The sequence below is a fragment of the Halalkalibacter alkaliphilus genome (assembly GCF_023555415.1).
In the GTDB taxonomy this organism is placed as follows: Bacteria; Bacillota; Bacilli; order Bacillales; family Bacillaceae_D; genus Halalkalibacter; species Halalkalibacter alkaliphilus.
In genome coordinates this window covers 93,206-108,665 of sequence record NZ_JAKRYL010000009.1, presented here as the reverse complement: position 1 = coordinate 108,665, position 15,460 = coordinate 93,206, and the positions used below count along the sequence as shown (strand labels likewise).

Genomic DNA, 15,460 nt, shown 5'->3' with positions numbered 1-15,460 from the left:
GACACAGTCATACCTCATTATCCAATTGGTTTTCGCTTTAACCTTGAAATCACACCTACACCATTCCATATGCGTTCACTTTTTGCTTCTCTTCTTTTCATAGCCGGTTCTTCTAGGAGCAAACGAAAATTCATCGTCGGCAATAAGCCTAATTGGTGCTTTTCTGATAAGCGATCTAGATGAATTCTCATACTGTCCATATTCTTTGACTCATTACTGCTTGTTTCAGAAAAATTATAAATCACACTCGCTACAGGTAAGCGTTTCACGTGAAACATTCCTGCTACTTGCAAATAAAAATCCCAATCCCAGTAATGCTTCATCTCTTTGTCAAACAGACCTACCACCTCATGAATCGTTCTACGATAAAGACATCCAGACGGGACAAATGTTGAGAATACCTTCATATCTTCTAACCTATTATGATAGGCAAAAAGTTTACGATCAATAGGAATTCTCTGTTCAGCCTCTATTTTGTAGTTAACAATTTCAACATCCGAATGTACAAAATCAGCATCCTTTATAGCTTCTATCATTCGTTCAAGATGAGTTGGTACAATCCAATCATCGTCATCAATGAGCATAATATATTCCCCTTTTGAAAGTTCCACTCCAACGTTTCTAGCTTGAACATGATGCTGATTATTAGATAAATTGACAATGGTACAAGATAGCTCAGGATAAAGAAGAACAACCTCCTCTACTGATTTCCCTGCATCATTAACAATTACTACTTCAAAATTCTGATATGTTTGGTTCGCTAGTGACTGTAGTAGTTCAGCTAACTCTAGCAAACGATTATACGTTGGAATAACAATCGAAATGAAGGGCTGCACGCTCATCACCTTTTCCAGTTTTTTACTAATGTTATAACACACCTACGTTCAGATGTGTAGCTATGTGACAAGCTTTAACCCAACTGAAGCGAAAATAATCATACTCAAAAAGAAAAGTCGCTTCCAATGCTTTGATTCATTATAAAATAACATCCCTATTACTACACCACCAGCTGCCCCTATTCCAGTCCAAACAGCATAGGCAATCGCCATTGGTAAGATGGACATAGCTAATGATAGAAATAGAAAACTCAAGCCAAACGCACTAACTAGTAATAGCAGCTGCAGCACTCCCCTTTTTCGATTAAATTGAGTAATCATTGCTACACCCGCCATTTCAAACAAACCTGCTAAAATTAAATAACCCCACTCCACTTTATTGCCCCTCCTTTGCTTCTTCTTGCTCTGGTGTACTCACCTTCAACCCAACTACACCAATAAGCAATACACTGATAAAGAATAGAACCGAAAAGCGAAACGGCTCCGCAAATATGATATGGTCAACAATCACCGTTCCAACTGTGCCTAGTCCAACAAAAACAGCATAAGCCGTTCCAACTGGAAGCACCTTTCCAGACCAAATCAAAACTGAGAAACTAACAATGATCGCAACAATTGTCAGCCCCCATGTTGCATAACTTGCAGCATATTTCAATCCGACGACCCAACCAACTTCAAAGACTGCTGCTATGACAAGCAGCATCCACGCAATGTTTTTATTCATTTTTCAAACCCTCACTTTTCAAAAAATAAAAAAGCCCGAAACGTCCCTATCAAATGATAGTAACCTCCCGGGCTTTTCTCCCTCCGTGTACATAGAAGCTTCTATGCGCTTTCTCTTGGACCAGACCGTATGTACACGCGGAACCCTAGAAAGCTTTTTATTATTTTCTTTTTATAAAGACGACCTTTAAATAGTTTCCTTCACGGAATGATTTCGTCGTCTTGAAATCATCTGGTAACGTGTATTCCTCTAAAATTTGATAATTTGCATTTTCCTTTTTGAATGCCTCTTTAATAAACGTATGAAACTTCTCCATAGAAAATGTACTGCAATTTGTCGAGGCAATAATGACTCCATTTTTCTCTGTAATGGCAATCGCTTCTTGTAGCAAACCTGTGTAATCTTTCGCGGCACTAAACGTATGTTTTTTTGACCTTGCAAAGCTAGGTGGGTCTAAGATGACAAGGTCAAATGACTTCCCTTTCTTCTTTGCAAATTTAAAATAGTTAAACACATCCATCACAATAATATCCTGAGCTTCATAATCAATGCCATTTACACTAAACTGTTCAATTGTTTTAGCTAGACTTCTTTTAGCAAGGTCGACACTTGTTGTCTTCGCAGCTCCGCCAAGGGCAGCTGCAACCGAAAACGCACCTGTATACGAAAATGTATTTAGCACATGTTTGCCACTTGCATACTCATCTCTGATTCGTCTACGTACGTCTCGCTGATCAAGAAAAACACCGACCATTGGGCCATCATTTAAATTAACAGCGAAATTCATGCCATTTTCTTTAACAATTAAAGGGAACTCACCACGTTCTCCCATAACAAAATCATCATCTTCTACATACTGTCCCTGGCTAGCAAATCGCTTTTTCTCATATAGACCTTTAAAGGTAACGGCGTTTTGTAATGCCTCATAAATGTCTTTTCGAAAATGATAAATCCCTTCACTGTACAACGTACTTACATAAAAGCCATCATAAAAATCAATCGTTAGACCGCCAATGCCATCTCCTTCTCCATTAAACAGACGAAAAGCAGTCGTTTCATTATCGTTGAATAAGTTCTTTCGACGGTTTACAGCTGCTCGAATTCGTTCTAAAAAGAAATCTCGATCAATCGTTTCGGACGGATCTTTCGTTACTATCCACCCTACTCCTTTATTTTGCTTACCATAATACCCCTTCCCAACAAATAAGCCTGATTCATCCACAACACGAAGGATCGTTCCTTCTTCTGCTTTCTGCATACTTTTTGTTAGTGCGGTTTGTTCGATTAGAGGAAATCCTTTTTTCATTTTTTCCGAACTACGTTTTTTTACCTCGATTGTTATTTCCGTCACACATATCATCCAATCTACTTATATTTCGAACATGTTTGACTCATTATAGCACGAGTTAACTTGAACCAATAATCGAGCCACCATAATTGGCTGTAGGAATTATAACAAACTACTCCACTGCTCTCTTGCTTGTTTAGAAGCCTTGTGAACAATTTCATTAGGAGCTGGTTTACCAAAGAGATAACCTTGTAACTCATCGCAAGAAGCGTCGACTAGCATCTTGGCTTGTTCCACTGTCTCAACACCTTCTGCCGTTACTCTTACGCCAATCTTCTTAGCTAAAGTAAGAATCGACGTAATAATATGATGCTCTTTTGAATTTCGTTTTAAATTTTGCACAAATGCTTTATCAATCTTTATCTTATCTACGGGCAGCACCCGTAAATAATTAAAAGAAGCATGCCTCATACCAAAATCATCAATTGCTACTTTGAACCCTAATTTACGTAAACAGCCTAACTTCTCAATTAACAATTGTTCATCTTCTAAAAGGGTGTGTTCGGTTAATTCAAGTTCTATGAAGCTTGGGTCAATTCCATGTTTTGAACAAGCTGCAAGAAGCTTCTTTTCTAGCTCTGTGGATTGAAACGTTTTAATTGATAGATTTATCGAGACATAACGTAGCTCTTCATGAGAGTTTGCGACATGCTCACAAACCTTTTCAATCACCCATAGGTCAATCTCTTGAATAAAGTCACTTTCTTCTGCAGCCATAATAAATGCATCTGGTGGTACCGGTCCTAATTTCGAACTAAACCAACGCAATAATGCCTCATAATGAATTCCTCCTGTTGCAGCATTAACAATCGGTTGGAAATAGACGACAAACTCCTTGTTCACAATCGCCTTTTTTAATTCGTGAACTAGATGAGGTTTTGATCTCATTACTTCCGTTTGACGATTCATATCAAATACCTTTACCGAATTCCCCTTCTCTTGCTTTGCCTGCAACATAGCATGATACGCTTCATTAAGCAGGCTCAACTCTGACTTTGTTCCTACCTCTTGGAAACTCACTCCTACCGCGGTCTCCATTACGAGTTTCATACCGTCTACAGAAAATGGTATCGAAATCACTTGTTGAAGTTCCTTTACTAAGGCAACTGCATCGTGCTTTGTTGAAAAAAAACAAACAAGTTCATCTCCAACTACACGCGCTAGCTCCGATTCTTTTTCAGGAAGTATATTCAAAATCCGCTTTGTAAGTTCAGCAATAAATACAGCTTGGTCAATCTCTTTCGTTCTTCCTTCCTCGTTTCGCTTTATTTGCCTAAGCTTGAGGTAACATAAGGCAATCGGATTGCTATCAGCTATTTGAAGCTTTTCCTTTAACTTGCTAACAAACAAATGGTAACTTGGAAGGCCTGTAACAAGATCAACAGTTGCTTCCTTTGGAGATCTTGTTCTCTCTGTATAACTAATAAAATACGTTAATTCGTCATCAGCTTGAATCAAGGGCATGATCACCAATCTTGCTACTTCATCCGTTAACTCCATATTAAGCTTGTCCTCAACGACAACGGGCTTTCTTGTTTCTTTTGCCTCGTTATAGAAAGAACTTAAATGGTCTGAAATATAGTCTGGATACACTTCATTCAGTTGTTTACCAAGAAAACTTTCATCTAATGAAGCAAGTTCTTTCGCCTCCGGGCTTATGTAGCGATAGACATAGTGATCGTCTATTACTTCCATTAAAAAAACGACTCCGTACATAAGCTCGAACGACTTGATTATATTCATAATTGGAACAAGTTCTTTATTATTAACCAATACGAAACGCCATCCTTCCAACAAAAACTTTTGAAGTCCGAAACATTCATATTAATATATATATTTTATTTGATCTTACAGTAAAAAAGAAGATAGTCAAAATTGATATAAGCTAAAAGAACAAAGGGAAGGTCGCCTTTGTTCTTTGTTTTCTTGCTTAAAAAACTACTATCGCCTTACGTGTGCGATCATGTTTGCAATGGCTACGCTCGCTGCGCGCCTAAAGGGGAAGTTCGCTCCTTTAGGCTTAAAACATTTACGGTGGCTTCGCTCATTGCGTCGATAACCGAAAAAGGAAAATCCCCTTTCGGTTTAGCTTTTATATATGAAATATACGTTTCGCCTTACCTGTGCGAATATGTTGCAATGGCTGCGCTCGCCGTGCGCCTTTTTGAGAAGTTCGCTCCTTTAGGCTTAAAACCTTGGCAGTGGCTTCGCTCATTGCGTCGGCAATCGAAAAGGGAATATCCGCCTTTCGGTTAGCTTTTATATACGAAAAGTACATTTGTCCTTACCTGTGCGATCATGTTTGCAATGGCTACGCTCGCTGCGCGCCTAAAGGGGAAGTTCGCTCCTTTAGGCTTAAAACCTTGGCAGCGGCTTCGCTCATTGCGTCGGCTAACAGAAACAAAGGAAGGGCACCTTTGTTTCTGTTAGCCTCCTACAATTTCTCCTCCATTTACGTGTAGGACTTGGCCTGTTACGTAGCCTGAGTCGTCTGAGGCTAGGTAGACAAAGGTTGGGGCTAATTCGAATGGTTGACCTGGCCTTTTCATTGGCGTGTCTGTGCCGAAGTATTTGATTTCCTCTTTTGGAAAAGTGGCTGGAATGAGCGGTGTCCAGATAGGACCAGGAGCGACGGCATTTACTCTTATCCCCTGCTCAACTAATGACATGGCTAATGATCGTGTAAATGTAACAATCGCCCCTTGTGTAGCTGAGTAATCGATTAATTTCTCATGACCTCGATAGGCCGTGACAGATGCGTTATTAATGATCGTATCTCCTGATTGTAAGTATGGGAGTGCAGCCTTTGTCATAAAGAAAAAAGAGTAAATATTTGTTTTAAATGTATCGTCTAACTGATCAAACGTAATATCGAGAATTGAATCTTGCACATATTGAACTGCGTGATTATTGACTAAGACATCAAGCCTGCCAAACCGATCAATCGTTTGTTTAACGACCTCTGTTGAAGCAGCTTCTTCCCGTAGATCAATCGCAATTGCAAGACATTCTTTCCCTATTTCTTCAATACGCTTCTTCGTAGCATTTGCATCAATATGTTCATTTAAGTACGCGATTACAACATTTGCACCTTCTTTTGCAAAGGCAATCGCCGTTGCTCGCCCTATCCCACTATCTCCTCCTGTAATAATCGCCACCTTGTCTTTTAACTTACCTGAACCAATATAGTGAGGATTTTCTGCAATCGGGTTTGGTATCATTGGGTACTCTAGACCTGGTTGCTGATCCTGTTCTTGAGGCGGAAATGCAACAGGCTGTTCTTTACACTTCGTCTCTTTATCATAATAAGGAAAAACTGGATACATCATTACAACCTCCTAATCCACTTTTGCCTTATAGCGTATTCATTTCTAGGCTAAATGTGTTTTTCTAAATCGTCACGAATTAGAAAAACACATTATATTAATAATTTGCTATAATACAACCTAGGTATGACAACGAGTCCACTTTAATTGGAGATGATCATTATGAGTTCAACACTTAAATTATTTCGTTTTGTCAGTTATATAGAAGGACTTTCTTTCATCCTTCTATTAGGCATTGCTATGCCATTAAAATATATGTTTGATATGCCAATGATGGTCACGGTCACTGGATGGATTCATGGTATATTGTTCATGCTTTACTTTGTCGTTCTAGCATTTGTCATGTTTACTGAAAGATGGTCATTTAAAAAAGGGCTACTAGCAGCCATTGCATCTGTTATTCCATTTGGTCCGTTTATTTTTGATGCAAAATTAATAAAAGAAGAACCCGTAACAAAAAGTTTATAAGATTCTGTTTAAAAAGGGGAGATTTTTCCCTTTTTGAACAGACTTGTGAGAAAATTAGACATGGTTTTTTTATTCGACAGCCGGCTTTGGTTTTTTTCAAAGCCGGCTGTCTTTATAGTTTTACGGCCTCATAAAAATGTTATTAAGAACCACATTTTCAAAAACAAAGGGGAAATTTACAAATAACTCTTTATTTCATAAGTAATTAGTATTATACTCAACTTAAGTTCTTTAAAAAGAACAATTCTTTCGGTCTAATTGTTCTTAATATAGGCATATCTTTAGTCATGATTTAAAGGAGATGAATCCGTTGAATAATCAATCTGATAAACTTGACCACGAGTGGCTAATGTTAATAGAAGAAGCTAAAAAACTAGGATTATCTGTTGAAGAAGTCCGTAATTTTTTAAAATTGCAAGCAGTTCATTTAGCGAAAGAGTAGTTCTATTTACAGAACAACCTCTGCACTGTTATAATCATACTATTACATAGGCAGAGAGGACAGATATGTATGATCGGCGAACGTGTGAAAAAATATCGACTTGAAAAGGGCTATTCTTTATCAGAGTTAGCTGAAAAAGCAGGAGTAGCAAAATCTTACCTAAGTTCAATTGAAAGAAATATTCAATCTAATCCTTCCATACAATTTTTAGAAAAGATCTCTTCTGTTCTAGGAGTAACAGTTGAACACCTATTAAATGAGGAATCAAAGAATAAAAATACTAAATTGGACGATGCTTGGATTGAGCTAGTAAGAGAGGCCATGGATTCCGGAATTAGCAAGGAGCAGTTTAAAGAGTATTTAGAGTTTAATAAGTGGAAAAATAATCAAAATTAATACACATAGGTGACTTTATTATTGATGTATAGACCTTCTCGTCTTCTTATGAAGCTACTTGCGTCTACGTAATAGAGTCACCCTCTTTATATTTACTTTTTTGATACTTCATTTACAGATTCAATTAACTTCATAAATTCAATTCCAAGTGCTATAGAGAGCTTCTCTAAAACGGCAATACTTGGGTTTTTTTGCATTCCTCTTTCAATGTAACTAATATATGATTTTGATACCCCCGAGAGAGTGGCTAATTGGTTTAATGTCATCCCTCTTTCTTCTCGTAACACCCTAATGTTTCTTCCATTCATTCCTATATCTCCTTGTCTGCTTTTTTGGTGAACCTTATTTTCTCCTCCTTTTCATTTGGTAACTTTGAAGAATTAATCGGTAGAAATTGATCAGTATTCAAAATGTAGTCATATTGATAATGGTAGCTAGTGCTATTTGAGTTACTAATTGATTGGGTAATGCAGCCAAATAATAAAATACGATTATCGGCTAGCTTTAGATCAACGTGATAAATGACGGATTCAGACAAGGGGAACTTTAATTGACTTACAAACAAAAGCGATTTCTTTCTAATTTCAAGGATAACAATCGTTGATAGTCTTGAATCTACTAATTCCCCTTCAACTTGATGAATTGAAATTCTCCCTAACAAAGGTTGTTCATAACATGAAAGATTGTCCATCTTATCCTCCTGAACAAATTAAAGAGTATAATGTTCTCCAATAAGAACATTATACTCTTTAATTATAGTGCAGTAAACACTTTTTGTTCTCTATAAAGAATTACAACTACTTAAATTCTGCTACAAATAAAAAAACTGATTAGGAGGGCTTCCATCTAAGTCAACTTTAACGATCTAATACACCTGCTAAAAATTTCACTAGTATAGTTTTTCACTGCGCCTTCACTAATATAAAACTTTTCTGCTATTTTATTATTTAACCCTCTTAGCAAGGAGATTCGACCACTTCCCTTTCTTTCTTAAAAGCGAACCCCCTCCTTTATGTAACTATTTTATCTAAGCCACTCGCTTTCCGCGAGGAGGAGTCGAGTGACTTCCTCCATTTCACTACGAGAAAAACGTTTCTTCACAACATCAATCTGAAAACAGTCTTTAAGAATGCTTATTCCTATTATCTTGAGACAAACCGATTGCCTGACAACCAATACCTCCAAGGATAATCCCTCGCTTCTCCACTGTTTTCAATCCCAATTCTAGGCCCACTTTCAATGATTCCACTTCTTTTTCCCTCTGCGATATAGATTGGTTGCTTATTGCAAGGAAGACCATAATCGAGTTTCGTTATACCTAATGCTTTAGTTAGTTTCCCTGGCCCATTTGTTAAATCCTTTTCTTTTTTCTCTTGTCCTCGACGCTCATACATTAGTTCGATTCCATGATAAGGTTCAACAGCTCTTATCAAAACAGCTTCAGGATGACCCACTTCTCCACTGACAACATTGACTAAACAGTGGGTATGCATAACATATGTATAGAAATGCCCCGGTGGTCCAAACATGACTTCCGTTCTCTTTGTTCGACGGTTTCCAAAACTATGTGCCGCTCGGTCATCAGGACCAATATATGCCTCTGTTTCAACAATCCACCCAGATGTAACCCCCTCTTTTGTTTCCTTAACAAGAATTTGCCCAAGTAAAGCCTGTGCTAGGTCGAGTGTAGGTTGCTGATAAAACTCCGCTTTTTGTGGTTGAAGGATCAATTTACTCACCTCACCGATTAATTTTATTTAGTTTACCAAACAAAATAGGTAAATCAAAAAGAGGCTGTCGTCAAAAGGTCCATACTTTGACCTTTTGAAACAGCCTCTTTCCACTTGCAACTAATCTCTCGGTGCTAATTCAATTGCAGAATTAATTGCAGCCTTCATGCTTCTTGAATCAGCTATGTTTTTTCCAGCGATGTCAAAGGCCGTTCCATGGTCAACCGAAGTACGGATGACTCCGCCTTTTAATCCTACCGTAATATTTACTCCATCTTCAATTCCCATTACTTTAATTGGAGCATGACCTTGATCGTGATAGCAAGCAACAACAATATCAAAATCGCCACGAGCCGCACGGAAAAATAGTGTATCTGCAGGATGAGGTCCAGACGCATTAATGCCTTCTTGTTTTGCTTTTTCAATACCAGGAGCTAACTTTTCCTCTTCTTCTCCATTCCCGAAAAGGCCATTTTCACCAGCATGCGGGTTAATTCCACACACTGCAACACTTGGGTTTTTCATACCCGCTCTAGTTAACGTGTCATGTGCTAATTTAATCACTTTGTATGTTCTTTCTGGGTTAATCATCTCGATTGCTTTAATTAATCCTACATGAGTAGTTAGGTGAATTACCTTCAAATTTGGTGCTGTCAGCATCATAGAGAAGTCTTCCGTATCAGTCAATTTCGCCAAGATTTCAGTATGGCCCGGGTACAAATGGCCACCTTTGTGCAGAGCCTCTTTATTAAGTGGAGCTGTACAGATTGCATTGATTTGTTTTTCTTTTGCTAGTGAAACAGCTCTTGCAATATACTGATAAGCGGCGTTGCCCGCTTCACCAGAAACTTGACCAAATGGTAGATCCTCCGGGAGTAGATCTAAATCAATAACATCTATTGTTCCAAATTCATTTTTTGCTTCTGATACATGTTGAATGACATGAATATCTACGTCTGCTTCAACAATCGGTTTCACTTTCTCCAAAATCTTCACATCACCAATCACAACCGGTTGACACCTATCATAAATATCCTTATCTGTTAACGACTTCACGATAATTTCCGGTCCAATTCCCGCTGCATCCCCCATTGTAATTCCAATAATCGGCTTCATACATTACACTCCTTTTAATTTATCAATAGCATGGACAAATACTGTTTCTTTGCCGAAACCACCAGCTTTTGTTATAACAAAAATCTCTTCATTTCCAATAAAAGTTGAAATCGGAACACCGATCTCTAGCTCGTCGTGAAGATAGAAACCTTTTACATTCCATAATTCACATACTTGTTTAGCTGTGTCACCGCCTGTCATGACAACACCTTTAAAAAGTTTTTCTTCAATTAATCCGGCACTAATTTCACCAAGTATTTTCACTATTTCATTACTCGTTTCTGTATGAGTAAAGCCGTTATTCTCCCCTGTTCTTCTTGCTTTTTCAATGTCACTCGGTGTACCAGTAGAGTAAATAACAACATCAAAACCCTTTCCTGCTGCAACCCTTGCTTCATTTAACACGTTTGACACTTCAAGTCTTCTATCTTCATCACAGGATACAGCTTTATAAGATTCTACTTTGATCCCGAAAACATTGTCTTTTTGTAAAACAACATCCAGCTGGTGTCTAGAATTTTTGTTAACACTGCCTACAACAGTTAAAACAGGAGTATTGCTCTTAGGAATCGTTAATAGCTCCTCTTTTTCTTCAATCCCGTAATATGAAGGAAGATGGTTAGCTAAGCCCGCAGAGCCAACCCATGCAATGTCAAAGTTAGAGTCTTTTGTTTGGTGTAAAATTCGAGACAAATCTTCTTCCGTTTCAGAATCTACGACAATATAGGTTACATGATCTTTTGCAAAGGTTTCAAGTTCGCGTTGAAATACTTCTTCATCTTTGTGCAATAAATTTTTATCGATCAAACCAACTGATTTGTTTGTTTGCTGCTTTAATAATGTAGGAATATGTGAAACAGTTACAGGCGTTTTCGGGTCATTGGCAATCTCTGTTTCATGTAATGGAACTCCATTTAGAAAGTGGTACCCATTTACAACTGTACGACCATTCTTAGGATAACCAGGAACGACGAAAACAAAATCTGGTTTTAAAGAATCATACAACGCATCGATTTCTGCTCCAATATTCCCTCTCATTGTCGAATCAATTTTTTTATAGATGTTTTGAAAACTTTGTTCTTTAAGAAATTCAGTTACTTCAAATACCATATCATAAGCTTTATTTTTATCAATCGAACGGCTATCTGTATCAAAAACAACCGCTTCTGAATCATGAACAGTCCTTTTATCTAATCCAAATAAAACAGATGTTTTCAAACCAAACTTCGCAAGTTGTACTCCACTATCATTTGCTCCTGTTAAATCATCTGCGATAATGGCTAATCTCATTGTTTTCCACTCCTTATCCTCAATAGAAAATCGCAATCTTTCTATTTTTATAGATTGCTATAAAGAGAAAGCCATTCATTAGAAATGAATGGTTCCTCATAACTAACTATTGGAAGTTATTCGCTGCAGTTTTTCCTTTTTTCTCTAAACGCTTTACTAAAAAGGCAACAAATATCGGCAGTAGAATGGCTGTCGTTACAACACTTGCTGCTACTTGAACCGTTGCTAATTCAGCATTTGCTGCAAAAACCGGACTCGCTGCTGCAATTGCTGCAGGTGTTGCTACAGCATTTCCTGCTGTTGACCCTTCAGCCGCACCAACAATCGGGTTCCAATTAAATAGTTTGAACACGTAATATGCTACTGAACCTGTAACTAAAACCGTCATTACTCCAATCACAATACCAGCTAAACCACCTTGAATAATTGCTTGGAAGTTAATCCCCATCCCTAATGCAAAAGCAAAGAACGGAATTAACATATCACTACCTTTACTTAAGAAATCTCTCATTTCACCATCTAAGTTTCCAAGAATAAAACCGATTACAATTGGTAGTAAAACAGAAATAAATGCTGTTGCTGAGAACATTCCTTCAACAAATCCCATTGCTCCGAAAATTGATAGAGCTACCATCGTTAAAAACGGACCATCATTTAAAGCTAATACTGAATATGCCGCTTTATCATCTGCTTTTCCGTACTGCCCTACTAAAGCCATGTACAAGCCACCATTACTATTTGTCATTGCTGCAATGATAGCGATAGGAACTAAACCAAAGAATAAGCCATCTGAACCTGCCATCATGAAAGCTAGTAAACCAACTGCTGCACCGACTAGCCATTTCACTCCAAGAAGCGTTGCCCCTTTTCCAACAGACACCCCTATATTACGAACATTGATTTGTGCACCAGCACAAAGTAAGAAAAGGGCAATAAGTGTTCCTGCTCCATTTACAAAGAGCGCCTCTGTAAAGTTACCGATCCGAAGTAAATCGGGAGCTACTGTATTAATAGTTGCAGCTAGCAATAATGGTACAACCATCATGCCGCCTGGAATTCTATCTAATGTTTGTTTAAGTTGCATTGTGAAAACTCCTTTATTTTTTATTGCGCTTACATTTCGTTGGAAACGCTTTACCTTTTTTCAAAAAAATTTAATAAAAGCTAATTATATGATTAATATTGCAACAATTTTTATTTTTGAACAAAATGTAACGCGCTTACAATTGTAAGTATAAACACATATGTTTATTTTTGCAATACTTTTTTCTGTTAAAAACAAAAAAAATAAACTAACGTTGCAAATTGCAACGTTAGTTTATTTTGCGCCATAAAGTCGTACGGTTAATCCCTAACCGTTTTGCTGCTTTTGTTTGGTTCATATTTTCCTCTTCAAGTACAGTAAGAATGATTTGTTTTTCTATTTCTGCTAACGTTTTTGTTAAATCAATGAAAGATCCATTATCTCCTTTAGATTTACCAAGAGGCACCGTGTCTAGTAACAACTTCTCAATGTAATCTCCCTCTGAACGAATGACAAGCTCTTTTACAACCTCTTTTAACTGCTTCACATTTTCTGTCCACTTTACTGATTTTAGCGAAACAAGAGCATCTTCCTTAATCCCCACTATTTGTTTCCCAAATTGAGCATTAAAGATACTAACAAATAACCGAATTAATTCAGGTAAATCTTCGATACGTTCATGTAAAGTTGGTACATATATATGATTTCTTTTAACTTGTTTGATCAGTTCTTTATGCATTTTGGGATCATCGGTAAATGAGTATATCACTCTCACTTGATTATTTTTTTCAAATAGTTGTGCTATTTCCTTTTGATGTTCGATTGTTATCTTCTCAAATCCAGTAACATAAACCGTTGTTTTTTCAAGCATAGTAAGAAAATTAGCTATTTCACTAACCACTTTATTAGAATCCGTTTCTATGATCAACTCAACAAATGACCCTTCGTTCCACCTACCCTCTGTGTGAATAGAGGACGCAAGAAACTTCTTTCCAACTCCTTTATCACCCCAAATAACAAGTGGGTCATTATGTGCTGACGCTTGCCTTGCTTCTTCTAAGACATGTCTCATTACGTGACTACTTGTCACTATTTGCGCAAAAGATGTACGTGGCATTCTGCCAATGTGAACTTCTATACTCTTTTTTTCTTCTATGTTTATTTCATGTATTTTGAAATAAAAGTACTCATTACCTCTATCAATGAACTTCCCTGCAGTTACATACAGACTTTCCCCTTGCAAGGCGATCGTCGAACTAATTACATCTTCATCCACTTTAGATATCAACTCTGAAATTAATTGCAAAAACTCTTCTGGTAAATTAAAAATAGAAGACTCTTCATTTCGATCAAACAACTTCTGTTTAAACACCTGATTGGCATAGATAATTTCTCCACCTTCTTGAAAAATAGCAATGCCATCATTTATAGAATGTAATAGTTCTTTGTACAAGGAATAGTCTTTTTCTATCTGTTCCATAGCCTGATTCATTTGCTTAACTTGATCAAAAACTTCTAAAACAGACTCCTTTCCAGTTGTAATCATCATCCCTTGCAGCCCAAAACCCTCTGCTGTTTTCACTGTAATTGTATCACCTAAAATAAGCTGGGCACCTTGATCCCAAGCAGCTTTAACAGCAGTTGCTACTTCCTCTTTACGGTCGACAATGGTGTAGGAAATATCTATATTAAGTAAACTTGAAACAGAAAGCACATCATTACAAATATTAGGGAACCCAATCATTTGGACTTTCATTTGATAATCTTTAATGAGTGTCAATGTCCTCAAAATATCATAACCTGACAGTTTCACCTCTATTACAGGAATATCCGTATACTTACTAATTAAGTTCGCAGTACCGCCACGACTAATAATGAACTTAATCCCCTTATTTTCATATGCTTTCACAATAGGAATAGCAGCACTTAAATCTGCTTCTTCTATAATAATATCAAGGTCGGCTTGCTGCTTTGCCAGCACAGTTGCTAATTCCTTTAGCCCTCGATACGGTGCTATAAACAATATTTTTATCCCCATACATTTAACTCCCTTGTTGCAATTTGCTACATTTATTATACAAAACGAGTCGATAGTTCACCACCTTACTCTTTTTAGATTAGATAAAAAAAAAAACCAAACCTACAGGGATTTGGTTTAAATGTTACTTTTTTTCTTTGGAATATATTCAAAAATCTCTTTTGATTCAATGCTATCAATAAGACGGTTAAGCCAATCGTAGTACTCTAACGCATGCAATAACTTTTCTTTGTCTACTTCAGCTTCCTTTTTTACCTCATCAGATGTTCCTTCGTCTGCAAGCAATTCATCTAATTCCTCTAAAGACTTTTGAAGAGAGTTAATGTTTAAAGAGACTCCTGCCCTCCACTTAACAGAGAATAAATCTGAAAATGTCTCATACCAATCATCGATCGATTGATATAAATCTTTCCGAATCCCTTTTTTCCAAACTTTTTCAACCATCTTCAACTCTTGTAGCTGCCTAACTGACGTACTCATACTCGTCTTGCTCATCCCTAGTTCATCTTTCATACAATCTAACGTCATTGGCCTTTCACTAAAATAAAGCAATCCATATAATCTACCTACTGAAGGCGTAATCCCATAAAGATTCATGTTTTGTGCCATTGAATCAATAAAGCGTGACCTAGCTTGCTCTAGCTTGTCCAACTCATTCATTCCATCACTTCCCCGCGGAGCTTTTTTTATAGACTACCACATCAATTTCAAAAGATGAAATT

The 15,460-nt window shown here is 37.2% G+C and carries 17 protein-coding genes and 1 riboswitch; of the genes, 3 read left to right on the top strand and 14 right to left on the bottom strand.

Features of this window, described 5'->3' with window-relative positions:
- Positions 1-17: 17 nt before the first annotated feature.
- The 6 genes from MF646_RS10530 to MF646_RS10505 form a co-directional block, all read right to left on the bottom strand.
- A complete protein-coding gene (locus MF646_RS10530) occupies positions 18-842 on the bottom strand; it encodes a glycosyltransferase family 2 protein (protein WP_250096452.1) in 825 nt (274 codons plus the stop codon).
- Between the two features lie 54 nt (positions 843-896).
- Positions 897-1,211, bottom strand: coding sequence for a DMT family transporter (locus tag MF646_RS10525; RefSeq protein ID WP_338035490.1), 315 nt, complete (start codon positions 1,209-1,211; stop codon positions 897-899).
- A gap of 1 nt (position 1,212) precedes the next feature.
- On the bottom strand, positions 1,213-1,560 hold the full coding sequence (locus MF646_RS10520; protein ID WP_275980279.1) for a DMT family transporter: 348 nt from the start codon (positions 1,558-1,560) through the stop codon (positions 1,213-1,215).
- 62 nt (positions 1,561-1,622) lie between these two features.
- A riboswitch (guanidine-I (ykkC/yxkD leader) is annotated at positions 1,623-1,720 on the bottom strand.
- Complete coding sequence (locus tag MF646_RS10515) at positions 1,721-2,911, bottom strand: class I SAM-dependent rRNA methyltransferase (RefSeq protein WP_338035489.1); 1,191 nt, start codon at positions 2,909-2,911, stop codon at positions 1,721-1,723.
- 99 nt (positions 2,912-3,010) lie between these two features.
- The gene (locus MF646_RS10510) at positions 3,011-4,681 is read right to left on the bottom strand and encodes an EAL domain-containing protein (RefSeq protein ID WP_250096451.1); all 1,671 of its coding nucleotides are present in this window, start codon (positions 4,679-4,681) and stop codon (positions 3,011-3,013) included.
- 653 nt (positions 4,682-5,334) lie between these two features.
- The gene (locus MF646_RS10505) at positions 5,335-6,234 is read right to left on the bottom strand and encodes an SDR family oxidoreductase (protein ID WP_250096512.1); all 900 of its coding nucleotides are present in this window, start codon (positions 6,232-6,234) and stop codon (positions 5,335-5,337) included.
- 162 nt (positions 6,235-6,396) lie between these two features.
- Between MF646_RS10505 and MF646_RS10500 the strand changes: the two genes are divergently transcribed.
- The 3 genes from MF646_RS10500 (at position 6,397) to MF646_RS10490 (ending at position 7,540) form a co-directional block, all read left to right on the top strand.
- A complete protein-coding gene (locus MF646_RS10500) occupies positions 6,397-6,702 on the top strand; it encodes a DUF3817 domain-containing protein (RefSeq protein WP_250096450.1) in 306 nt (101 codons plus the stop codon).
- 310 nt (positions 6,703-7,012) lie between these two features.
- Positions 7,013-7,144 (top strand): anti-repressor SinI family protein, encoded by a 132-nt coding sequence (locus tag MF646_RS10495; protein ID WP_420842496.1) that lies wholly within the window; start codon positions 7,013-7,015, stop codon positions 7,142-7,144.
- A 69-nt stretch (positions 7,145-7,213) separates the two neighbouring features.
- Positions 7,214-7,540 (top strand): helix-turn-helix domain-containing protein, encoded by a 327-nt coding sequence (locus MF646_RS10490; RefSeq protein ID WP_250096448.1) that lies wholly within the window; start codon positions 7,214-7,216, stop codon positions 7,538-7,540.
- Between the two features lie 92 nt (positions 7,541-7,632).
- Here the strand turns inward: MF646_RS10490 and MF646_RS10485 are convergent, their stop codons facing one another.
- The 8 genes from MF646_RS10485 to MF646_RS10450 form a co-directional block, all read right to left on the bottom strand.
- Complete coding sequence (locus MF646_RS10485) at positions 7,633-7,848, bottom strand: helix-turn-helix domain-containing protein (protein WP_250096447.1); 216 nt, start codon at positions 7,846-7,848, stop codon at positions 7,633-7,635.
- A gap of 2 nt (positions 7,849-7,850) precedes the next feature.
- On the bottom strand, positions 7,851-8,231 hold the full coding sequence (locus tag MF646_RS10480; RefSeq protein WP_250096446.1) for a hypothetical protein: 381 nt from the start codon (positions 8,229-8,231) through the stop codon (positions 7,851-7,853).
- Positions 8,232-8,682: 451 nt separating this feature from the next.
- Positions 8,683-9,270, bottom strand: a complete 588-nt coding sequence (locus tag MF646_RS10475; RefSeq protein WP_250096445.1) for a DNA-3-methyladenine glycosylase — start codon at positions 9,268-9,270, stop codon at positions 8,683-8,685.
- Between the two features lie 120 nt (positions 9,271-9,390).
- Positions 9,391-10,386, bottom strand: a complete 996-nt coding sequence (gene pdxA / locus MF646_RS10470; RefSeq protein WP_250096444.1) for a 4-hydroxythreonine-4-phosphate dehydrogenase PdxA — start codon at positions 10,384-10,386, stop codon at positions 9,391-9,393.
- Between the two features lie 3 nt (positions 10,387-10,389).
- Complete coding sequence (locus MF646_RS10465) at positions 10,390-11,676, bottom strand: four-carbon acid sugar kinase family protein (protein WP_250096443.1); 1,287 nt, start codon at positions 11,674-11,676, stop codon at positions 10,390-10,392.
- Between the two features lie 106 nt (positions 11,677-11,782).
- Positions 11,783-12,760, bottom strand: a complete 978-nt coding sequence (locus tag MF646_RS10460) for a 2-keto-3-deoxygluconate permease (protein WP_250096442.1) — start codon at positions 12,758-12,760, stop codon at positions 11,783-11,785.
- Between the two features lie 229 nt (positions 12,761-12,989).
- Positions 12,990-14,738: a sigma-54-dependent Fis family transcriptional regulator gene (locus tag MF646_RS10455; RefSeq protein ID WP_250096441.1), complete on the bottom strand. Its 1,749-nt coding sequence runs from the start codon at positions 14,736-14,738 to the stop codon at positions 12,990-12,992.
- Positions 14,739-14,855: 117 nt separating this feature from the next.
- Positions 14,856-15,398 carry a GbsR/MarR family transcriptional regulator gene (locus MF646_RS10450; protein WP_250096440.1) on the bottom strand — a complete coding sequence of 181 codons (543 nt, stop codon included), beginning with the start codon at positions 15,396-15,398 and terminating at the stop codon, positions 14,856-14,858.
- Positions 15,399-15,460 lie beyond the last annotated feature (62 nt).

Excerpts from the sequence above, each read along its gene's own strand:
- MF646_RS10530 (WP_250096452.1), bottom strand. The coding sequence starts at position 842 with ATGAGCGTGCAGCCCTTCATTTCGATTGTTATTCCAACGTATAATCGT.
- MF646_RS10520 (WP_275980279.1), bottom strand. The coding sequence starts at position 1,560 with ATGAATAAAAACATTGCGTGGATGCTGCTTGTCATAGCAGCAGTCTTT.
- MF646_RS10505 (WP_250096512.1), bottom strand. The coding sequence starts at position 6,234 with ATGTATCCAGTTTTTCCTTATTATGATAAAGAGACGAAGTGTAAAGAA.
- MF646_RS10500 (WP_250096450.1), top strand. The coding sequence starts at position 6,397 with ATGAGTTCAACACTTAAATTATTTCGTTTTGTCAGTTATATAGAAGGA.
- MF646_RS10490 (WP_250096448.1), top strand. The coding sequence starts at position 7,214 with ATGATCGGCGAACGTGTGAAAAAATATCGACTTGAAAAGGGCTATTCT.
- MF646_RS10485 (WP_250096447.1), bottom strand. The coding sequence starts at position 7,848 with ATGAATGGAAGAAACATTAGGGTGTTACGAGAAGAAAGAGGGATGACA.
- MF646_RS10480 (WP_250096446.1), bottom strand. The coding sequence starts at position 8,231 with ATGGACAATCTTTCATGTTATGAACAACCTTTGTTAGGGAGAATTTCA.
- pdxA (WP_250096444.1), bottom strand. The coding sequence starts at position 10,386 with ATGAAGCCGATTATTGGAATTACAATGGGGGATGCAGCGGGAATTGGA.
- MF646_RS10465 (WP_250096443.1), bottom strand. The coding sequence starts at position 11,676 with ATGAGATTAGCCATTATCGCAGATGATTTAACAGGAGCAAATGATAGT.
- MF646_RS10460 (WP_250096442.1), bottom strand. The coding sequence starts at position 12,760 with ATGCAACTTAAACAAACATTAGATAGAATTCCAGGCGGCATGATGGTT.
- MF646_RS10455 (WP_250096441.1), bottom strand. The coding sequence starts at position 14,738 with ATGGGGATAAAAATATTGTTTATAGCACCGTATCGAGGGCTAAAGGAA.
- MF646_RS10450 (WP_250096440.1), bottom strand. The coding sequence starts at position 15,398 with ATGAATGAGTTGGACAAGCTAGAGCAAGCTAGGTCACGCTTTATTGAT.